This is a genomic window from Tenacibaculum sp. SDUM215027 (assembly GCF_050566205.1).
Classification (GTDB): domain Bacteria; phylum Bacteroidota; class Bacteroidia; order Flavobacteriales; family Flavobacteriaceae; genus Polaribacter.
The window spans coordinates 810,185-832,447 of the sequence record NZ_JBNXUE010000001.1 but is presented as its reverse complement, the minus strand read 5'-3'; the positions used below and the strand labels follow the sequence as shown (position 1 = coordinate 832,447).

Sequence of the window (22,263 nt, the reverse complement as noted above, 5' to 3'; positions counted from 1 at the left end):
CTTTATATGTATATAAATTTTCTCTATAAATGTTTTCAAAACATAGAATAACTAAGGCTTTTAAAAAAGCAAAAAAACTACCTTTAAACAAGGATTCTAAATATATTTTATTTTCTGATTGCCATAGAGGTGATAATAGTTTTGCTGATGACTTTGCCCGCAACCGAAAAATATATCATTACGCCTTATCTCAATATTTTCAGAAAGAATTTACCTATATAGAATTAGGGGATGGTGATGAACTTTGGGAAAATAAATTCGTGAATATTTTCAATGCAAATAAAAACATCTACTTATTACTCCAAAAATTTCATCAAAAAAATAGATTGCATTTTATCTGGGGAAATCATGACATGAATTATAGAAAGCCAAAAAACGTTGCTAAAAACTTTAATTCTTATTATGATACTATTGACGGAAAGAAAAAAGAATTAATGCCAAATGCCTCTTTTTCTGAAGCAATTAAACTGGTACAAGAAGATGGTAAATCTATCTTCTTACTCCACGGACATCAGGCAGATTGGTTTAATTATACTTTTTGGAAATTCAGTAGGTTTTTGGTTCGTGTTTTATGGAGACCATTACAAATACATGGAATTAAAGACCCAACAAGTCCTGCTCAAAACTTTAAAGGATTAATAAAGGTAGAACGCCGTTTAGAAGAATGGATTAAGAGTAATAATAATCAAATGATTATTACAGGACATACACATCGTCCTCGATTTCCATCAGAAAACAAACTTCCACATTTTAATGATGGTAGCTGTGTACATCCAAGATGTATTACTGGTTTAGAAATTGAAAATAACGAAATAACACTTATTAAGTGGCATTTAGTAACTAACGAAGATGGCACCATGCAAATTACAAGAACTATCCTTGAAGGTCCAAAAAAAATAGCAAACTACATTTAGGTTCATAACTTTTTATTAACCCAAAACCCTACACCACATAACAGTTTATTAAATTACACTTAATATTTATATTAAAAAAAGAGAATACTTTTGGTTTACCTCAACTTAGAGGTGTACAGTCATTATAAATTTATTAGTTTTTGTCGACTATTTATTTGACTTACTATATACTGCCTTGAAAACAAGGCAGTTTTTTAATATTAGGTTAACACTAAATTAACATTAAGGTTTGTTATTTGCCGCGACAAAAACTAATAAACAACATTCTAATGAACTGTAAAACAATACTTACGTCTGTAAGTATGTTTGTGTTACTTTACACGCATGCACAACAAACAAACGCACCAAAATTTGGAAAAGGTATATTTAATCTAGTAGGAAAGGATAGTACTTGGTCTATGAACATGGGAGCTAGAATGCAATTTTTAGCAACCGCTGAATGGGATTCTAACAAAGATGGCTTATACAACCCAACATCTTCAATGTTGGTAAGAAGAGCTCGCTTAAAGTTTAAAGGATTTGCTTTTTCTCCTAAGTTAAAATATAAAATGGAACTTGGGTTATCTAATAGAGATATTAGTGGTGCTTCAGAACATACAGGAAATGCTCCAAGATATATCTTAGATGCTGTTCTAAAATGGAATTTTCACCAAAACTTCGAACTATGGTTTGGACAAACCAAACTACCAGGAAACCGAGAACGTGTTATTTCTTCAGCAAATATGCAATTAGTAGATCGCTCTTTATTAAACAAACGATTTAATATTGATAGAGATATGGGAATACAGTTAAGACATCATTTTAATTTATCTGATAAGTTTATTGTTAGAGAAGCTTTAGCTTTTTCGCAAGGTGAAGGAAGAAATGTTACTGTAGGAAACCTAGGCGGACATCAATATACTGCTCATCTAGAATTTTTACCTTTTGGAAATTTTCAAGACAAAGGAGATTATATAGGTAGTGATTTAAAAAGAGAGAAAACTCCTAAGCTTGCCATTGGTATGAGTTATGACTTTAATAACAACGCCGTAAAAACTAGAAGTAATCAAGGTACTTATATGGTTAATGATGAAGGATACTATCAAACAAACATATCAACCTTTTTTATGGATGCAATGTTTAAATATAAAGGTTTCTCTTTTATGGGAGAATATTCATACCGAGACGCTGAAGATCCTTTCGCAAAAAACTCAGACGGAACTCTTACTGGAGAAATTGTACAGGTAGGTAATGGCTTAAACCTTCAATCAGGGTATTTGTTTGCTAAAAACTGGGAAGTATCTGGTCGTTTTACCAATATTTCTTTAGACGAAAATATTACAGGAAAAGGAACTGAAAATCAATACACAATAGGATTATCAAAGTACATTGTTGGTCATAAATTAAAAGTACAAACCGATATTAGTTACTTAGACATAGCAACAGCTACAAATCAATTGATGTATAGGTTACAGGTAGACATTCACCTTTAAATGATAACATAAACATAACATGAGAGCGTTCTTGTGTAACTAAATTTGCAAAACTTAATTAAAAACTAAAAAATGGGAGATCCATATATTTTGATGTTAGTCGCTTTAGCTGTTTTAGCTATTGTAGACTTGGTTGTGGGAGTTAGTAATGATGCTGTTAACTTTTTAAATTCAGCAATCGGTTCTAAAGCAATTAAAGTAAGAAATATTATGATAATTGCTAGTGTTGGGGTATTTTTTGGAGCAGTTACCTCAAGCGGTATGATGGAAGTAGCACGTAAGGGGATTTTTAACCCTAGCATGTTTATGTTCCAAGACATCATGTTTATTTTTATGGCTGTTATGATTACTGATATCTTACTATTAGATATCTTTAACTCATTAGGAATGCCTACATCAACAACGGTTTCTATTGTATTTGAATTATTAGGAGCTGCTGTTTGTGTATCATTGATTAAAATTGCTGCCAACGATTCTCAATCTATTTCAGATATATGGAATTATATTAATCATAAAAAAGCAGTAGAAATCATTAATGGAATTCTACTCTCCGTGGTTGTAGCGTTCTCTGTAGGAGCCATTGTTCAGTTCTTTTCGCGTTTAATTTATTCGTTTAATTTTGAAAAAAGAGCTAGTTACATCAATGCCTTATTTGGTGGTTTTGCAATTACAGCTATTACATATTTTATCTTTGTTAAAGGAATGAAAGGAACTCCTTTTTATAAAGATATAAAACATTTAATTGAAGGAAATACACTTGTTATAATTGCTGGAGGCTTTGTTTTTTGGAGTGCTATATCTCAAGTATTAATCCATTTTTTTAAAGTCAATATCTTAAAATTAATTATTGGTGTAGGTACCTTTTCACTAGCCATGGCATTCTCTGGTAACGACTTGGTAAACTTTATTGGTGTTCCGATTGCTGCATGGAATTCGTACCAAGCTATAAATGATCCTTTAATTAATGTTGGAGGCTTAGGACCCGAGGCTTTCTCTATGGGTATTTTAGCTAAAAAAGTACCTTCTAACGTTTGGTTATTGTTACTAGCTGGTGCTATTATGGTCGTTACTTTATGGACCTCAAGCAAAGCAAGAAATGTAATTAAGACAGGGATCGATTTATCTCGCCAAGGTGATGGACATGAAAAATTTCAACCAAACCCATTATCAAGAGTTGTAGTTAGAGCAGCTATGGGAATTAACATTGGTATTAGTGCTATCATACCTAAAAAGGCTTTAAATTTTATCGATTCTAAGTTTCAAAAACCTGTAATTGAATTACCTAAAGACAAAACCTATGAAATGCCTGCTTTCGATTTAGTAAGAGCATCTGTAAATTTAATTGTTGCCGGTATTTTAATTTCTATTGCAACTTCAATGAAGTTACCATTATCAACTACTTATGTAACATTTATGGTAGCAATGGGTACCTCTTTAGCCGATAGAGCTTGGGGGCGTGAAAGTGCTGTTTATAGAGTTGCTGGTGTAATTAATGTTATTGGTGGATGGTTCTTAACTGCCATTACAGCTTTCTTAACAGCTGCTTTAGTAGCTTATTTAATTAGCTGGGATATGGTAATGATTCCTGTATTGTTATTAGTAGTTGCTCTTTTAATTGCAAGAAATACTTTACAACACAGAAAAAAGTCTAAAGAAGAAAAGAAACAAGTGCATATGGAACGAGCAGAATTAATCACTATTAACGGTGTGATTGAAGAAAGCTCAGATCATATTGCTGGTGTTGCTAACCGCATTAATAAATTATATTCAAGTGTTGTAAAAGACCTTGCTACACACGATTTAATTAAATTACGTAAAACTGATAAGCACGTTACGAAACTAAATGATGAAATTGATAGTTTAAAAGACGGTGTATTCTACTTTATTAAGTCATTAGACGATACTTCGGTACAAGCAAGTAGATTCTATATTCTAATTTTAGGTTATTTACAAGACGTTGCACAGTCTATTAGCTACATTTCTAGAGCTACATACAAGCACGTTAATAACAACCATAAAAATCTTAAAAAAGGACAAATTAAAGACCTTAAAAGTATTGACAATACACTTTCTAAGTTATTAGATGATATTGCTGATACATTTGAAAATAGAAGTTTCGATAATTTAGAGCATATTATTAACGAAAAGAAAGAGTTACTAAAAGATGTATCAAAATCTATCGAAAAACAAGTAGACCGCATTAGAACAGACGAAACAAGTCCAAAGAATACTACATTATACTTTAGTATTTTAATTGAAACACAAGATTTAGTTTCTGGATTAATGAGTTTACTAGAAACATATGAAGAGTTTCACATTAGCACCAAGACAGCTGAAATTGAAGCTTAACAAACAAAAAGCCGAGTTAATTAACTCGGCTTTTTTATTTCTATTTTTATAAACTAAATTATTACTTCTTTTTCATGGGACGCATTAAACCTTCTTGCGCTACCGAAGCTATTAGTTTACCATCTCTAGTATAAATATTTCCACAAGCAAAACCTCTAGCTCCATTCGTGTTAGGGCTTTCTACCGAGAACAACATCCAATCATTAAAATCAAAATCGCGATAAAACCACATCGAATGGTCTAAACTTGCCATTTGTGTGTTTCCAAAATTAGCTACACTTGCATTAGGGTTTAAACAAGCTGTTAAAATATTATAGTCTGATATATACGTTAATATTTGTTGTTTAATTCCTAACGATAAATCCGATGCATCTCCTTTTAACTTAAACCAAACATCAACTACCGGAGGTAGATCTTTTCGTTCTAACGGATTTACAATTTGTACAGGTTTAAAATCAATAGGACGCTCAATACTTAAAAAGTCGTTCATCTTCTTCGGTAAGAAAGCTCCAAATTGGTCTAACATATCTGTCCAACTTAACAATTCTTCAGGTTGTTTTAAATCTTTTTTTATAGGCATTTGATGCTCGTATCCTTCTTCTTCTTTATGAAAAGAACAAGACAGTATAAAAATCGTTTTATCTTTTTGATGTGCTGTAACTCTACGTGTAGAAAAGCTACCTCCATCACGAATAGTTTGAACATTATAAGTTATAGGCAACTCTAAATTCCCTGCCTCTAAAAAATACGAGTGTAGCGAATGTAATATACGTTCTTTAGGTGTTGTTCTATACGCTGCATTTAGTGCTTGTGCTAATACTTGACCTCCAAAAACATTTGGACTTCCTATATCTCTACTTACTCCGTTAAAATTCCCTTCACCTAAATCGTCAAGGGTAAGTATATTTAATAATTCTTGTGTGTTTTTCATTTGTTAATACAATAAAGAGGATTTAATTCCTTATACTATTTTTGTTTTAAAGGGCTTTATTAACCGAAATTCTGTTGGCTGAATTCTATTCAAAAATAAGCTTAAAATACGATTTGGAATACTTTTTCTATGTCGCAAATAAATCGTTAAGTCTTGTGGTGCTGCTCCTACTGAACTTTTTATTTCACTAGCTGTTCTTCCAAAGTTTATAGTTTTTATATTATTATCAATTGCCAATGATATATAATCGTATAACATTCGTTGGTAAATCGCATAAGTTCTATTAACTGTATAATCAATACCTACAAAGTGAGCATCTAATGAGTTTTGGTTTTTTATTCCTGATAAAAACCCAACTAATTTATCTCCTAACCAATATACTTTAATAACATAGTCATCCTTTAAGTTTTCTTTTAAAGATACATATGTTTCTATATTAAAATATCCTAAGTTAAAACTCGCCTTATTTGATACATTCTTATAAAGTAACGTCATATTTGGCAATAATTGCTTTAAAGAATCAATAGTTACTTCTTCCGTTCGTAAGTCTCTACTCTTCTGTAAAGCTTTTTTTGCTTTTACTCTATACTTTGTTTTTAATGCTGCTAAATAATCGTCAAAAGTATTCCAATTATCATCTAACGTTAACATCATATTTGGATCTACATTAAACGAATTGTAGCCCACACTGTGTAATGCATCAGTAATAAAAAGAGATTCATTTACAAAATCTTTCAACATAAAAGCATCAATTGTTCCTTTCGAAATATCTTTTTCAAAGGCTACAATAGCTTTAGCTAGCTGTTTTACAACTTGTTTTTTATCTTGATTTGGTTTAATGAATATTCCGTGCTCTCCACTTACAAATGTATTACCACATGTAAGTATTTTAAATGGTTTTTGAGAAGACAATAAATGTAGTTTCCTCCCCATACAACGTATCCATTCTACAACCGATTGCAAATCGTTTTGAACACTTTCTAAATAAAAATCTACCAGTTGAATAGTTGCAAAGGCTATTGCTTCTTTTTTTTCATCAAACAATAAAATATAAGAAAACTGTATTTGCTGGTTGTTCTTTTCTAAAGCTTCTAAATATGCTGGTTGAAAATATAAGTTATCTGTACAATTAAGCTCTCTCCAAACCTTTTCTGGTATGTCTTTTACTGAGGGAAAGTAACATATATTGGATATTTTTTTTTTACAGGATAAAATAATGTCAGCTTTTACGATTTGTATTTGTGTAAATTAGTAAAAGTTTGTCAAATACCTATAAATTATTTTAAGCTACTCCATTATTCCAAACAGGCACTTTTAAAAACCTACTTATTTTTACCATATCACTCAACAAGTATTCTTTATCTCCGTGGTTTAATAAATTATGACGTTCTCCGTTTTGAGTAACTAAATTCACCTCGTAACAGTAATAACCTCCTGACTTATTTCCTTGAATAAATTTTGATAATACTTGTAACGCATACACTTGTTGAAAAGGTATTATTTCACCATCAACTACTATTTTTCTCTTTTGAGAGTTCAAATGTGCTTTAGCTCCAAAAGAAAAAAGCAGAAAGGTTCCTATTAACATAAACACCCCTCCCGAAGTAAAAAACATTTTTCCTGCATGCATAAACGTCATAGACTTGGTTGAAAACTTAAAAAACTCTATATAAGACCATGCAGCATAATTCAATCCCATTAAAAAGAAACTCCAAGCTACAAACTTCAAATAAGAACTTGAGGTTATTTTGTACCCAAGAGCAGTCTTTCGTAAGCGTTCACTTAAAAAATTACTTCCTGAACTTGCAACGGAATTCCAAGAAATGTGCTGCCCGATAGCATCAGTTGTAAAGTCATCAAAAGAAAATTCTATTTGCTTATTGCTTGATGAGTTTTTCTTTCTTTTTGCCCAATAGCTAGAACCAAACATACCAATAAACATAAAAGCTAAAACGGCTAACATCCCACCTGTTTTATAGTAAGTATATCGCTGTTTACTTATACTTAACTGATGAATTGGAACGGTAATTTCAAGACGTTTTATATTGTTTAAATCTTTTCTTGTAGGACTTGTAAGTTGTTGCAACGAATCTAATTTTTGTGCGTTTTGCTGTACCTCTAACTCTCGTTTTTGGAATGATTCATACATATTTTGAAACTGTGGAAGCGCTACGAAAATAAAAATCCCGATTGGGATTATTGCAAAAAACCAAGAGTTGTTAAGGGATACTTTTTTCATATTTATTTTTTAAGAAAGCAAAATTGAGGAAAGTTTTTGATTCTATCGCATAAAAAAGCTTTTACATTAAGAGGTAAAAGCTTTTTTAAATTGATACCGTTATTTATTATTATTCACAAAAAGGAACTGTAAAAAAACCTTCTATTGAATTATCTGCACTTGAGTTTGCTTTTATTTTTAAAGTTAGTTCACTATTCGTAAATCTTACAACCTCTGCAATTCCTTGAAGGTAGTTTAAAGGATTCTCTCCTTTTTTATTAAAAACTACATTTACATTGTTATAAGTTCCTAACTCAGCTTTTACATAAGTTGCAATTCTTAATTCGTAATTAAGAACATCAGAACTACAATCTGCTTGAATATTGGTAATATGTACTGAAAGCTCATTATTTCCAGACATAAATGCTTTACCTCCTTCTGCTGTAAAGTTTGTTCCATATATTTTTCCTGATAATTTTGTGTTTGCAATTCCTGCTGGATCGTTATCGCTATCAGAACAACTACTCATCACTAGAGTTAAACATACCAAAACCGCATAGCTGATTTTAAAAATCTTTTTCATTCGTTAAAAGTTTAATTTGTTTTTACAGGAAGCGAATTTAGTTTAAAATTAAAAACCCACAAACAATTAATTGCCTGTGGGTTTTCAGTGTTTTATACGATAAGTTTTACCCTACTATATTGATAATCTTTCCAGGAACTATAATTACCTTCTTTGGCTCTCGTCCAGCAAGTTGTTGTTGCGTTTTTTCGTGCGCCATTACCGTTTTTTCAATTTCGTCTTTGCTCATATCTAATGGTAATTCAAGTGTAAAACGCATTTTACCATTGAAAGAAACAGGATAGTTCTTCGAGCTTTCTACCAAGTGCTTTTCTTCAAAAATTGGAAAAGCTACAGTTGCGATTGACTCGCTGTGTCCTAACTGACTCCATAATTCTTCAGCAATATGTGGTGCATATGGAGAGATTAACACTAACAACGGTTCTAAAATAGCACGTTTGTTACATTTTAAGGCTGTTAACTCGTTTACCGCAATCATAAAGGTAGAAACTGAGGTGTTGAACGAGAAATTCTCAATATCTTCTTCTACTTTTTTAATTGTTTTATGTAACGTTTTTAATTCGTCTTTGGTTGGTTCAGCATCAGAAACATTGATTCCGTTTTCATCGGTGAATAATTTCCATAATTTTTTCAAGAAAGAATATACTCCTGAAATACCTGAAGTTTTCCAAGGTTTTGTTTGCTCTAACGGCCCTAAGAACATTTCGAATAAACGTAAACTGTCTGCTCCGTATTCTTCACAAATTAAATCTGGATTCACCACGTTGTATTTCGATTTCGACATTTTTTCAACCTCGCGACCTACAATGTATTTACCATCTTCTAAAATAAATTCTACGTCTTTAAAATCAACATTTAATGGATGCTTTTTAAACGCTTCAACATCTAACTCATCAGAAGAATTTACCAATGAAACATCAGCATGAATAAGTTGTACTTTCTTATCTCCTATTAACCCTTTAGAAACAAATCTATTTGTTCCTTCTACTCTATATACAAAAGCAGAAGTTCCTAAAATCATTCCTTGGTTAATCAGTTTTTTAGCAAACTCACCAACTGGTAACAAGCCTCTATCAAATAAGAATTTTTGCCAAAAACGTGCATATAATAAATGCCCTGTAGCATGCTCAGAACCTCCAATATATAAATCTACTTCTTTCCAATAGTCAACCGCTTCTTTACTTACAAACTCTCCTTCGTTGTTCGAATCCATATAACGGTTAAAATACCAAGAACTTCCTGCCCACCCTGGCATGGTGTTCAGTTCAAGAGGAAACACACTAGTGTGATTTATTTTATCATTACTTACAACCGAATTGGTTTCAGTACACCACGCCCAAACCTCAGCGTTTCCTAACGGTGGTTTTCCGTCTTCTGTAGGTAAGTACTTTTCTACTTCTGGTAATACAATTGGCAGATGCTCCGCATCAATCATTTGCGGCATACCGTCTTTGTAATATACTGGGAATGGTTCTCCCCAATAACGTTGACGACTAAATACAGCATCGCGTAAACGATAGTTTATCTTTCCGTAACCAAATCCACGTTTTTCTAATTCGTAGATTACGGTTTTCATTCCTTTCTTATAGTTTAAACCATCTAAGAAATCAGAATTGGCTAATTTGATTCCATCTTTAGCGTCGTTTGCTTTTTCAGAAATATCAACATCAGCAAAAATATTTGGAATCTCTAATCCGAAGTGTTTTGCAAAATCGTAATCACGTTGGTCACCACATGGTACCGCCATAACAGCTCCTGTACCGTAACTTGCTAATACGTAATCACCAATCCAAATTGGCACTTTCTTTCCTGTAAACGGATGCAACGTATACGCACCAGTGAACACCCCTGAAATGGTTTTTACATCAGCCATACGATCACGTTCTGAACGTTTTGCTGTTGCCTCTATGTATTCTTCAACAGCCTTTCTTTGCTCATCAGTCACGATTCGTGACACTAATTCGTGTTCTGGAGCTAAGGTCATAAAAGACACTCCAAAAATAGTATCAGGACGTGTAGTGAATACATCAATTTTTGCATCGTGCCCGTCAACATCAAAAGAAACCATCGCTCCTTGCGAACGGCCAATCCAGTTAGTTTGAGAATCTTTTAATGGTTGTGGCCAATCGATATTTTGTAATCCGTCTAATAAACGTTGTGCATACGCAGAAATTCGCATAGACCATTGGGTCATTTTTTTACGAACTACAAGATGTCCTCCACGCTCTGAAACTCCGTTTACAATTTCATCGTTTGCTAATACTGTTCCTAATGCCGGACACCAATTTACTTCGGTATCGGATAAGAATGTTAAACGGTATTGTAATAATATTTCTTGTTGTTTTTTCTCTAACAAACTTTTCCATTCATCCGCAGAAAAAATGGTAATATCTTCATCAGAAACTGCATTTATAGTTGCATTTCCTTCAGCTTCAAACTTTGCTACTAAGGTTCCAATATCTTCTGCTTTATCAGTGTCTTTATTGTACCAAGAATTGAATAGTTGAATAAAGATCCACTGTGTCCATTTATAGTACTCAGGATTTGAAGTACGAACCTCACGAGACCAATCGAATGAAAATCCGATATTATCTAACTGACGACGGTAAGTTTTGATATTTGTTTCGGTAGTTATTGCTGGATGTTGTCCTGTTTGAATCGCATATTGTTCAGCAGGCAACCCGAAAGAGTCATATCCTTGTGGATGCAATACATTAAACCCTTTGTGACGCTTGTAACGTGCATAAATATCAGATGCGATATATCCTAGAGGATGTCCGACGTGTAATCCTGCTCCTGATGGATAAGGAAACATGTCTAACACATAATATTTAGGTTTCTCAGAATTGTTTTCAGCTTTAAATGTACCTTTATCTGCCCAGTACTTTTGCCACTTTTTTTCTATATCTTGATAATTGTATTGCATTCTTTTAGTTTATTCCTGTCATTACGAATGAATGATACTAACGAAGTAACCTTTTCATAAGATTGCTTCACTTTCTTCGCAATGATGTGATTTTGAAGCTGCAAATTTACAGTTATTGTTGATAAGTAAAAAGTTTAGTGCTTTTAATACGTTATGAAAACTTAAATAAACACAAAAAACCTCACAAGCCATAAAAAGCTTGCAAGGTTTAAAAACTGAAATAAGAGAGATTTTTATATTATCCTAATGCTGGATCTGTTAAAATTACTTTTAGAGTTCCTCCACGTTCTGATCGTTGAATGTTACATATTCTTTGTTTTTGAGGTGGCCCATAAGGCAATGCAGGGCATGGCTTATCGCCTACTAACTGAATGCAATCAGTACAATTTACAGGAAACACTCCTGGGTTACCTGAGTTTTGCTGTAACTCTTTATTGTAAATTCTAGTAATCGGTGTTTTATTTGGTCCGTAATTCCAACCTCCATCTTTATCTACTTCCATAGCAATAAAGCTATTTACTCCATTAACACAACTTATATCAAAAGCTTCTGCACATGGTGTATTTGGGTTTAGTGTAAATTCTGCAATGCTCGTTCCTTGTGCTCCATGATTAAAGTCTGCTCCTTTTACAGGACATTGTGGTTCTATATAAAAACAAATGTTTCCGCTAAAACATTCTTCTTTTGGGTCAAACTCTTGTGTTTTTCCTGCTCCTAATTCAAATTTCCCCATGAGTTTATTTACTTTGGTTAAAAAACTAAAGTCTGAAATTCCAACAGGAGATGGGCAACATTTATTGGCTGTATTTGATGCAGCAAAAGTTACATAAACTTCAACTGGTTTTTCTGTTTGATTAGTAACAGATAGTGTAGTATAGTTTGTAGACATAATAAAAGTTTTTTAAGGTTAGTCTTTTAAAGCTCAGAATAGCTTTTCTGCAAAGTATTATCCATATCGCTACTAATACAGAAAAATGTCTTTACTGATTGTTTTTAAGTTACAAGCGGTTTAATTTACTTGCTTAAAAATGTTAGTATAACTATGCTAACGTCTTTTTAAACTAGTTCTATTTTTATAATTTAGAAAACTTTACAACTAACCTACTTATGAACGAAAATATAACCGTTTTAGATATTAAAGAAAAAGTATTGGCTTTACTTAAAGACTCTATTGAACAACCTGAAATTGAAAGTTTAATTAACGAAATTCATTCCTATTTTCGAGAACTAACTCAACTCACTGGATTTGATAACAGTATAGAGCATCTTGCTGCGGTAACAACTGAAAAAGGAAAGGCTTTAGGGTTGAACCATGCTGCGCAATGTTTGTTAGATTATAAACGGACTGTAAAGTTTTTAAAAGCTATGATAACGGCTATTAAAGAACAACAACGAAAACACCCTCATGAAGTTATTCATATTTTTTATGCAGGTTGTGGCCCATACGCTCCATTTGTTACTTTAATTGCTCCTCTTTTTTCAACTGAAGAAATACAGTTTTCTTTACTAGAAATTAATAATAAGTCTTTAGAGTATGCTAAAAGTCTTATTAAAAAACTGGGGCTTACTAAGTATGTAACAAATTACTACACTGCTGATGCCGTTACTTTTGAAATTCCTGAAGCAGAAAAGTATCATATACTGTTTAGTGAAACGTTAGATGCTTTGTTATATAGAGAGTGTTATGTTCCTATTTTATTCAACTTACTACCTCAACTACCACAAGAAATTACTGTGATTCCAGAAAATGTATTGATAAAAATGAGTTTAGCTACTGATCTTATTGCTGACACTAAGCATACACCTGTTGAAGTTGATACCATTTTAAATGTTAGAGAAGCTATTTTATCAAACAAAACTGATATTATTCCTACTCAACTACCTGATAAAAAAGTAGCTGTAAATTCAATTAATATTGAGCAGTATAATTACTTAATATTGGATACACTGGTACATGTTTATAACGATATTTGGTTAACAAGAAGCGAGTCTTCACTAACCCTACCTCTTGAAATGCATATAGAACATCCTATTAATTTTGGCTCTATAGTATTTACTTATCTGATGGATTCAAGTATTGAGTTAAAATACAGATTGGAAGAATAATACTTAAAAAGAAAAAGCATAACCAAATTGGTTATGCTTTTATTTAATTTTCAATATTCTTTTACTTACTGTTTTACAGGTACAGTAACAATAACATTATCCCATCCGATATACATGTTGAATGCATCATCTTCTCCTTCAAAAACAATAGAGAAGGCCTCAATTGTTTCATCTGATTTAGAAGTAGGGGCAATAACTCTAGCTACATCTTCACTTTCACTATAAAAGTAAGATCCCCAAACATTTTTGGCTGTATTTAAAATAAGGGTCCATTCACTTTCTCCTGGAATGGTAAACAGTGTATATGTTCCTGCTTTTACTTTTTTACCACCAAAGGTTACATCTTTATAAAATGTGATTTCAGCAGCTTCATTAGCTCCTGTTCTCCATACTTTTCCAATAGGAGCAAGTTTTGCTAATGATCTTCCTTTTAATTTTGGGCGGCTATAAACAATTTTTACTGTCTTCTCTGAAACTCTATAATTACTAGGGTAAGTAGCTGCATCCATTGGGCTTTTATCTAAACCTTCGAATTTTTGAGCTGCTACTTCGTTAGAAAACACTAGGGTTACAGCAAATACGATAATTGATAAAATTGATTTTTTCATGTTCTTATTTTTAATTATTAACTGAGGATTCGTCACCAAATTTAAGAATCCTTACGTAAAATCTATTCTTTTTTAAAAAACAATTCTACTTTTAGTTTCTAAAAAAGCAGAGTCTAATATTCTTAAAAATTGTAATTCAAGTAAATAGATGTTCTATATTTTACCTCTATAGTTCCTTGTGCTAAGTTTTGCTGTATTGGATACATTGCTAAAGCTCCTACTGTTAGTTTCTTTGCATTATACTCAGCTCCTAAGCTAGAAAATAATGCATGCCCTTCGGTATTTTTAACTTTTAACCCTAACATTTTATTACTTGCATAAAATTCTCCTGAAATTCCTACTGAAGGCACAAAACTATGCTGTTTATTATCTTTAAAAGCATAAAAGAAAGTACTATTAAAGTTAAATTGATTTCCAAATCGATATTCTTCTTTGTTTGTAGTTTTTATATAATAATTAAGATAATTTGTAACTCCAAAATTATTTCTCTTAAATACATACTGAAGATTTGTAATTACATCAACACTTCCTGTTCCCAATTGAAAACTTGGGTTTATTGAATTATTAATTGCTTCGTTATAAGTTCCTGTTGGTAACTTTAACCCTCCACCAATTTTTAATATATGATTAGAAGATATAATCTTATCTTTTTCCTCCTTATAACTTCCCGTATTTTTATTTAAAACGGTGTAATTAATTAAAAAAGATACATCTCCTAAACCATCAATAGCTGTTGTTTTGTCAACATATTCTCTTGAATGAAAATGGAAAGGCACAAAAACTTGGGCTTCTAAATACTCTTTAATTATTGGAATTCTAGACCAAACTTGTACTGTATTAAAATATTCATTTATAATTGGAGAGTTATTAAAAATACCGTCTTTTGATTGGTATTTTTGATGCAGATAACGTACCCCAACAAAATTATTATCTATAATTCCCCCCATTCCTAAACTACCTCCACTGTTGCTACATCCGCAAGCATCACAATCTAAAAATAATTCATAACGCTCAGGAAATGGGTTATTCGCTTGTATTTGTACTGAAATTAATACTATTAATATTAGTATTGCCTTATTCAGCAAATCTTTTATCTGTGATAAATTCTTCATCTGTTAATGTTTTTAAAAAAGCTATAATGCCTTCTTTTTCTTGTTCGTTTAATGGTATTCCGATAGTTCCATTCTCATTTTTAAGAATCGGATCTAAATTTTGAGTTTCTTGAACTCCAGTTGCATAAAAATTTAATACTGATTTTAAGGATCCAAATCGACCGTCGTGCATATACGGAGCAGTAAGTTCAATATTTCTTAAGCTAGGTACTTTAAACTTATACTTATCTTCTTCTAATAAGGTTACCGTCATTCTTCCTAAATCGTTAATTTCTGGATTGATTGGTAAACCATTATTTCTAAAAGCATCATCAGTAAATAAATCTGAAGTATGGCAAGAAGCACATTTTGCTTTAAAAAGCTCTAGTCCCTTTTTTTCTTGTTCAGAAAACGATCCTCCTTTTTCAACCCGAACATATTTATCATACTTTGAATTTGCTGAGACCATCATTAACATAAATTGAGACATCGCCTTAAATGTATTATCAGCGTTAACCTGTCCATCCTCAAAAGCTTGACTAAACAATTTTCGATAAGATGCATCTTGTCGTAGTTTTTCCAAAATATTCGTTACGGTTTCATCCATTTCTACAGGATTCGTAATAGGTATTATTGGAAACATATCTAAATGAAAAGCTGCACCATCCCATGAAAATTGTTTTTGGAAAGCCATATTTTGAACTGGTAGGGTATTTCTAGTTCCTTCTCTATCTTCAACTCCGTGACTTAATTGATGTCCATGGTGTGTAAACGCAAACTTTTGCTGGTGGCAAAAAGCACAAGAAACCACTCCGTCTGAAGAAAGTTTTCCTTCATAAAAAAGTTTCTTTCCTAATTCAAAACCTTTTTCTGTAATTGGATTTGAACTTAGAGTATAATGAGGCTCAGGAAAATTGCTTGGTTGTTCAAAAACTAGTTCTACATTAGTATACACGTCTTCTTTTTTACAACTAAAGAAAGAGCATACTAATAATACAATCATTAATTTTTTCATTACATACGGTATTAGTAGCTAATTGAAAACAATTAGCCTATTACACTTAAAAAAGTCTAAAGAACAGAGCTCTCACTCTATCCTTTAGATTTAATTATTATTAATGATGATTTGTGTGGTGTACATGGTGAACCATAAACATCTCAGTATAGTTCTCTGCTATTAAAGAGGCTTTATCTCCCCCCATAATATTTGCTCCTTCTGAAAGTTTAATTTTAGATTTACCGTCTAACATTGTATTAGCATCTACTTTAATATGCAACTGTGGTGATTGTTCTTTACTAACAATAGCTACATCCATAGGTAATGTTACCTCTTTGTATAATTCAACTGTCGTTCCTCTACTTGCAATATGAAGCATAAAAGGATTATCCGTTGCATCTTCTTTATAGTTTCCTTCTAAAACTACAAACTTATAACCTGCTTGCCAACTCCAAGTTAGGTTATAGTTTTCAGCTAAAGTCCAAAAGTCTTGTTGCACCGCCTGTCCTTCTATAAATCGTTCTTGATCTACACCAATTCCGAATTTAACTTTTGTATACTTACCTGCAGGTACATCTTTAAGTGATATTTGAATTTTCTTAGGCTTGTCTCCTCCTCCTTCACTGATTATAAAGTAACTTTCTTCTTTAGGGTATACAAATTCCTCTCCTTCTTCTGTTACAAGTACAAAGTTACTTACGATATAATCGAAAGAGTTTACAGTTAATACTTCTCCATTCCCATTAGTGTACGTTGAAGTTCCTAGTAAAAGTTTGTCTTCAGCAAAACCGTTATCAAACTCTATTACTACTTCGTTTTTCCCTTCTAATTTGTCATTAATTATTTCATCGTCACTACAAGAAGTGAACGCCATAGCCAAAGCTATGAAAGCTAGTATTTTTTTCATCTTTTAAGTTTTGTGTATTACAGCACGCTTTTAACAATGCTAAGCACCATTAAAATTTCAATCTGTAAATTGTATTTTAATTTTGTTATTATTTTACAATAGTCTACCATTTTGATTACGTTCGTTGTAATCAATTAGTAGTTTTAGTTATATGTAAAAATTAAGTAATAGGAGGATGAAACACTTCTTTATTGAATAAGTAATGATAGTTTTTCTTATAAGAAAATGTTCCTTTCTTTTTTATAAACTGTTTTTCTTCTAAGTCTATATTAAGGATAGAAACAAACCCAATAGGGTACTCTTCCATTGAGATTCGTAGTGAATTAAAGTCGTCGTCTTGTTGTTTCTCAAGCTCCATCATTAACTGACACTTACCGTTACAGTTTAATTCTGGTTTATCCTTATTAATACATAAAACCTTTGATATATAATCATAATTTATTGCATACTCAACAAAAGGAGCTATAGGGCGCAACATGGCTATCATGTACAATGCAACAAAAAAATATATGCTTAGTTTTTTAAACAAAAAAGAGGACTTTTTACTAACACAAAGATACCACTATCCCTACTGATAACCAACAATAAAACTCTACGTTTTTTTTCTTTATTTTAATTTATTCTAAATAAAAACCTTATATTTGCACGGATTTTACGAAAAGATAATGATTGTTTTTTATACTGAAACCAAGAAAGTTACCTCTAAAACTTCTGTTAAGACATTGCAGAGAACTACTGTTTGTAGTTCTTCATGTACAAGTAACTGTATTAAACCTAAAAGTAAATGCTGTAATAAATATCAAAAGAAAGGAATTAATTGTAAAAGATGTCCTTTAACATTTGATTTAAAAGCAGTTTCATAATAACGATTTACCCCGTTTGTTTATATATTACAAACAAAAAGCCCTTAAAAGATGTTTCTTTTAAGGGCTTTTAATTTTATATACTATTTTCTTTATGCTACTTTTAACAAAAAGTAATTTTTCTTACCTCTTTGTAATAACACATATTTATCGGCAATTAAATCTTTCGAAGTAATAACAAAGTCTTCACTTACTTTTTCTTTATTTACTGATATCGAGTTTTCCTTTAAAGCTCTACGAGCATCTCCGTTTGATTTTAAGAAACCTGTTTTAGCTGCTAAAGCCGCAATCATATCTAATCCGTTATCAATATCTTCAGATGTTACTTCAGCTTGTGGCACCCCGTCAAATACATCTAAGAAAGTTTGTTCATCTAAGCTCTTTAAATCGTCAGCTGTTGACTTACCAAATAAAATATTAGACGCTGCTATTGCTTTATCCAACTCTTCTTTAGAGTGTACAAAAGTTGTTACTTCTTCAGCTAACTTCTTTTGTAAAGCTCTTTGATGTGGCGCTTCTTTATGTTCTGCAATTACAGCTTCAATTGTTTCTTTATCTAAAAAAGTAAATATTTTAATATACTTTTCAGCATCTTCATCCGAAGTGTTTAACCAAAACTGGTAAAACTTGTAAACTGATGTTTTATCTGCATCTAACCAAACATTTCCTCCCTCTGATTTTCCAAATTTAGAACCGTCAGCTTTTGTAATTAAAGGACAAGTAGCTGCAAATGCTTTTGCATCTTCACCTGGTGTCATTCTACGAACTAGCTCTGTACCTGTGGTAATATTTCCCCATTGGTCAGAACCTCCCATTTGTAATTTACAGTTTAAGGTTTTATATAAGTGATAGAAGTCATACCCTTGAATTAATTGATACGTAAACTCTGTAAAACTCATTCCGTTACCTGCTTCTCCTGTAATACGTTTTTTTACAGAATCTTTTGCCATCATGTAGTTTACAGTGATTCTCTTGCCAACATCACGCACAAATTCGATAAATGAAAAATCTTTCATCCAATCGTAATTGTTTACCAATAAAGGAGAATTTTTAGCTCCGTTATCAAAATTTAAAAAGCGACCTAACGTACTTTTTAAACCTGCAACGTTTTTAGCTAAAGCTTCTTCATTTAATAAATTACGCTCATCTGACTTTCCTGTTGGATCACCGATCATACCAGTAGCACCTCCTACTAAAGCTACTGGCTGATGCCCTGCTTTTTCAATGTGAACTAGTAAAATAATTGGAACTAAACTACCAATGTGTAACGAATCTGCAGTTGGATCAAAACCAATATAAACCGATGTCATTTCTTTTTGAAGTTGTTCTTCGGTTCCAGGCATAATGTCGTGGATCATTCCACGCCATTGTAATTCTTCTACTAAATTCTTGGTCATTTTATTCTATTTTTAAAGAAGCAAAGATAAGTTTATCAACCAAAATAAACTAAATTCGCTTTATGATTTTAGTTACAGGAGGAACAGGTTTGGTAGGCTCACATTTATTATATTATTTAAGCCAAAAAAACGACAAAATTCGAGCTGTTTTTAGAACAGAAGAAAAACGTGAATACGTAAAAAAAATCTTTTCTTTTTATACAGATAATGCACAAGAATACTTTTCAAAAATTGAATGGGTAAAAGCTGACATTACTGATATCCCTTCTTTAGAACCTGTATTTAATAATATTACACAAGTTTATCATTGTGCAGCATTAGTTTCTTTTAACCCGAAGGATTATAGAAAAATGCGTCAGGTAAATATTGAAGGAACTGCTAACTTAATTAATTTTGCTATTGATACGAATGTAGATAAATTCTGTTTTGTAAGCTCCATAGCTGCTGTTGGGAATGCTATTAACGGAAAACCTATTAATGAAGAAAATGAATGGGTAGATAATGATGAAAACCATGGATATGCTATTACAAAGTATGGTGCTGAAATGGAAGTTTGGAGAGGTAGTCAAGAAGACTTAAATATCGTAATTGTTAACCCTGGTGTGATTTTAGGCGGTGGATTTTGGAATGAAGGCTCTGGAAAAATGTTCACCCAAATAAATAGTGGCTTTAAATTTTACACAGAAGGCATTACTGGGTTTATTGGGGTAAATGATGTAGTAAAAGCGATGATAAATCTGATGGATTCTAATATAAAGAATGAACGTTTTATTTTAGTTTCTGAAAACAAATCGTTTAAAGAAATACTCTTTTGTATTGCTGATAATCTGAATAAAAATAGACCTTCAAAAAAAGTAGGAAAACTGATTACTTCAATATTTTGGAGAGCGGATTGGCTTTTAACAATACTTACAGGTAAAGAGCCTTTGTTAACTAAAGACTCTGCTAAATCTGCTCACAACGAATCGTTCTATACTTCTGAAAAAATTACAGAACAACTTGATTTTGAATTTGAACCTATTAATGATGTAATTGCTAGAATCTCTAAAGAGTTTAAAAAGTAAATTACTCAATCTTCTTTAAGTCTTTTTTTTTAACTCTCTATCTTCTCTTTTTATTAACTCTTTAGGAGCATCATCCAATAATAGTTCCTTATCTAAAACTGTATCTCTTTTTAGTTTGCCTCCTTTTTTAATTCCCTTTATAGAATCTTGAACTTCCTGCTTTTTTCTATATAAACTGTCTAATAAATCAATATTACCTTTTACTTTTTTTAAGATTTCTGCGTACTCATCAACCTTAGAAGTATAATATGTATTACTAGCATCAAAGCGGGTACTATCAATTTTATACTTTTCGTATACCAAAATCATATAGTTTTTCTCTCGCTTTAGAAATTTATTTTTTTGATTTTTTGCTGAAGAAGCAATATACATATCAGTTAATAACGAAATCATGGAATCTTTCGGAATTAAGTTCTCAGGCTTTTTGTATATCGTATTACTAGTACACGACACCAAAAGCAAACCAATACATATGTAAAAAAAAGACTTCATTTATCTGTTAAATAATAATCGTTTTCCTTTAATTTCTTCGTTAAACACACCTTCATTGTACATTAAGTTTCCATTTACAAACGTGTGTGTTATCTGACTTGAAAACTCAACTCCTTCAAACGGAGACCACCCACATTTGTACAATAAGCTCTCTTTATCTACTATCCATTTCTTATCAGCGTCAACTAAAACTAAATCAGCATAAAAACCTTCTTTTATAAATCCTCTTTTTTCAATTTTGAAGATTTTTGCTGGGTTATGGCTCATCTTTTCTACCGCTTTCTCAATTGGTAGCACTCCTTCTTTCACCTTTTCTAAAATTGCTGTAACTGCATGTTGTACTAACGGACCCCCGCTAGGTGCTTTTGTATATACGTTTTCTTTTTCTTCTAAAGTATGTGGTGCATGGTCGGTTGCAATGATATCAATTCTATCATCTAGTAATGCCTTCCATAATCCATCTTTATCTTTTTGTGTTTTCACTGCAGGATTCCACTTGATATGTGTTCCTTTTTTATCGTAATCAGCATCAGTAAACCATAAGTGATGTACACAAACCTCAGCGGTAATCTGCTTTTCTTCTAATGGAATATCATTTCTAAATAAATGCGTTTCCTTTTCAGTAGATAAGTGAAAAATATGTAAACGAGCTCCAGTTTTCTTTGCTAATTCAATTGCTCTTGAAGATGACAAATAACAAGCTTCTTCACTACGAATTAACGGATGATATTTTACAGGAATGTCATCGCCATATTTTGCTTTATATTCCTCTGTGTTTTTTCTAATAGTTGCTTCGTCTTCACAATGCACAGAAATTAACATCTTAGTTGATGAAAATATTTTTTCGAGTACCTCTTCATTATCTACCAACATATTTCCTGTCGAAGAACCTAAAAACAACTTGATTCCCGCAACATTTTTCGGATTCGTTTTTAACAATTCCTCTAAATTGTCATTGGTTCCTCCAAACATAAACGAATAGTTAGCGTATGATGTTTTATTTGCAATATCAAACTTATCTGCTAACAATTCTTGTGTTGTTGCTTGAGGTACAGTATTTGGCATTTCAATAAATGAAGTAATTCCTCCAGCAATTGCAGCCTTACTTTCTGTAGCTATATTAGCCTTATGTGTTAAACCTGGCTCACGAAAATGTACTTGATCATCAATCATACCTGGAATTAAAAACTTACCTTCAGCGTCTACCATTAACACATTATCAGTAGGAATTATGTTTTCTCCTATCTCCTTAATAAATTCTCCTTCTATTAAAACATCGCCTTTAAAAACCTTGTTTTCGTTAACGATTTGTGCGTTTTTAATTAAATATGATTGTTTCATTTTC

19 protein-coding genes are annotated in these 22,263 nt (G+C 31.9%); 5 read left to right on the top strand and 14 right to left on the bottom strand.

The annotated features are described in order from the left end of the window. Nucleotides 1-29 precede the first annotated feature (29 nt). The 3 genes from ACQYZ7_RS03815 to ACQYZ7_RS03805 all read left to right on the top strand — a co-directional run bounded on the left by ACQYZ7_RS03815 (nt 30) and on the right by ACQYZ7_RS03805 (nt 4,735). Nucleotides 30-914 (top strand): metallophosphoesterase, encoded by an 885-nt coding sequence (locus ACQYZ7_RS03815; RefSeq protein ID WP_430728458.1) that lies wholly within the window; start codon nt 30-32, stop codon nt 912-914. A 269-nt stretch (nt 915-1,183) separates the two neighbouring features. Beyond that, nucleotides 1,184-2,386: a porin gene (locus tag ACQYZ7_RS03810; RefSeq protein ID WP_430728457.1), complete on the top strand. Its 1,203-nt coding sequence runs from the start codon at nt 1,184-1,186 to the stop codon at nt 2,384-2,386. Nucleotides 2,387-2,458: 72 nt separating this feature from the next. After that, nucleotides 2,459-4,735 (top strand): inorganic phosphate transporter, encoded by a 2,277-nt coding sequence (locus tag ACQYZ7_RS03805; RefSeq protein WP_430728456.1) that lies wholly within the window; start codon nt 2,459-2,461, stop codon nt 4,733-4,735. Between the two features lie 61 nt (nt 4,736-4,796). On the opposite strand, the gene ACQYZ7_RS03800 is transcribed toward ACQYZ7_RS03805, so the two are convergent. From ACQYZ7_RS03800 to ACQYZ7_RS03775, 6 genes are all read right to left on the bottom strand, one after another. After that, the gene (locus ACQYZ7_RS03800; protein ID WP_430728455.1) at nt 4,797-5,666 is read right to left on the bottom strand and encodes an acyl-CoA thioesterase; all 870 of its coding nucleotides are present in this window, start codon (nt 5,664-5,666) and stop codon (nt 4,797-4,799) included. A gap of 30 nt (nt 5,667-5,696) precedes the next feature. Continuing rightward, nucleotides 5,697-6,710: a peptidogalycan biosysnthesis protein gene (locus tag ACQYZ7_RS03795; RefSeq protein WP_430728454.1), complete on the bottom strand. Its 1,014-nt coding sequence runs from the start codon at nt 6,708-6,710 to the stop codon at nt 5,697-5,699. Nucleotides 6,711-6,948: 238 nt separating this feature from the next. Further along, nucleotides 6,949-7,905: a hypothetical protein gene (locus ACQYZ7_RS03790; RefSeq protein WP_430728453.1), complete on the bottom strand. Its 957-nt coding sequence runs from the start codon at nt 7,903-7,905 to the stop codon at nt 6,949-6,951. Between the two features lie 109 nt (nt 7,906-8,014). Next, nucleotides 8,015-8,467: a hypothetical protein gene (locus ACQYZ7_RS03785; protein WP_430728452.1), complete on the bottom strand. Its 453-nt coding sequence runs from the start codon at nt 8,465-8,467 to the stop codon at nt 8,015-8,017. A gap of 106 nt (nt 8,468-8,573) precedes the next feature. Beyond that, nucleotides 8,574-11,393, bottom strand: a complete 2,820-nt coding sequence (gene leuS, locus ACQYZ7_RS03780) for a leucine--tRNA ligase (RefSeq protein WP_430728451.1) — start codon at nt 11,391-11,393, stop codon at nt 8,574-8,576. A 238-nt stretch (nt 11,394-11,631) separates the two neighbouring features. Then, complete coding sequence (locus tag ACQYZ7_RS03775) at nt 11,632-12,282, bottom strand: hypothetical protein (RefSeq protein WP_430728450.1); 651 nt, start codon at nt 12,280-12,282, stop codon at nt 11,632-11,634. A gap of 218 nt (nt 12,283-12,500) precedes the next feature. Between ACQYZ7_RS03775 and ACQYZ7_RS03770 the strand changes: the two genes are divergently transcribed. Next, nucleotides 12,501-13,499, top strand: a complete 999-nt coding sequence (locus tag ACQYZ7_RS03770; RefSeq protein WP_430728449.1) for a phytanoyl-CoA dioxygenase — start codon at nt 12,501-12,503, stop codon at nt 13,497-13,499. Nucleotides 13,500-13,564: 65 nt separating this feature from the next. Here the strand turns inward: ACQYZ7_RS03770 and ACQYZ7_RS03765 are convergent, their stop codons facing one another. From ACQYZ7_RS03765 to tyrS, 6 genes are all read right to left on the bottom strand, one after another. Then, nucleotides 13,565-14,107 (bottom strand): DUF2911 domain-containing protein, encoded by a 543-nt coding sequence (locus tag ACQYZ7_RS03765; RefSeq protein WP_430728448.1) that lies wholly within the window; start codon nt 14,105-14,107, stop codon nt 13,565-13,567. A gap of 122 nt (nt 14,108-14,229) precedes the next feature. Continuing rightward, a complete protein-coding gene (locus ACQYZ7_RS03760; protein ID WP_430728447.1) occupies nt 14,230-15,219 on the bottom strand; it encodes a transporter in 990 nt (329 codons plus the stop codon). Further along, nucleotides 15,182-16,213, bottom strand: coding sequence for a cytochrome-c peroxidase (locus ACQYZ7_RS03755; RefSeq protein ID WP_430728446.1), 1,032 nt, complete (start codon nt 16,211-16,213; stop codon nt 15,182-15,184). The genes ACQYZ7_RS03760 and ACQYZ7_RS03755 overlap by 38 nt, the downstream gene beginning before the upstream one ends. Nucleotides 16,214-16,313: 100 nt before the next feature. Beyond that, complete coding sequence (locus ACQYZ7_RS03750) at nt 16,314-17,102, bottom strand: MbnP family protein (RefSeq protein WP_430728445.1); 789 nt, start codon at nt 17,100-17,102, stop codon at nt 16,314-16,316. Nucleotides 17,103-17,262: 160 nt separating this feature from the next. Next, nucleotides 17,263-17,631: a hypothetical protein gene (locus ACQYZ7_RS03745; protein ID WP_430728444.1), complete on the bottom strand. Its 369-nt coding sequence runs from the start codon at nt 17,629-17,631 to the stop codon at nt 17,263-17,265. A 426-nt stretch (nt 17,632-18,057) separates the two neighbouring features. Continuing rightward, the gene (gene tyrS / locus ACQYZ7_RS03740) at nt 18,058-19,362 is read right to left on the bottom strand and encodes a tyrosine--tRNA ligase (RefSeq protein WP_430728443.1); all 1,305 of its coding nucleotides are present in this window, start codon (nt 19,360-19,362) and stop codon (nt 18,058-18,060) included. A 62-nt stretch (nt 19,363-19,424) separates the two neighbouring features. Here tyrS and ACQYZ7_RS03735 point away from each other — a divergent pair, with 62 nt between their 5' ends. After that, a complete protein-coding gene (locus ACQYZ7_RS03735; RefSeq protein ID WP_430728442.1) occupies nt 19,425-20,426 on the top strand; it encodes an NAD-dependent epimerase/dehydratase family protein in 1,002 nt (333 codons plus the stop codon). A 15-nt stretch (nt 20,427-20,441) separates the two neighbouring features. On the opposite strand, the gene ACQYZ7_RS03730 is transcribed toward ACQYZ7_RS03735, so the two are convergent. Both ACQYZ7_RS03730 and ACQYZ7_RS03725 read right to left on the bottom strand, forming a co-directional pair. Beyond that, nucleotides 20,442-20,918, bottom strand: a complete 477-nt coding sequence (locus ACQYZ7_RS03730) for a DUF4296 domain-containing protein (RefSeq protein ID WP_430728441.1) — start codon at nt 20,916-20,918, stop codon at nt 20,442-20,444. Next, a complete protein-coding gene (locus ACQYZ7_RS03725; protein ID WP_430728440.1) occupies nt 20,919-22,259 on the bottom strand; it encodes a dihydroorotase in 1,341 nt (446 codons plus the stop codon). It abuts the gene before it with no gap. Between the last annotated feature and the right edge of the window lie 4 nt (nt 22,260-22,263).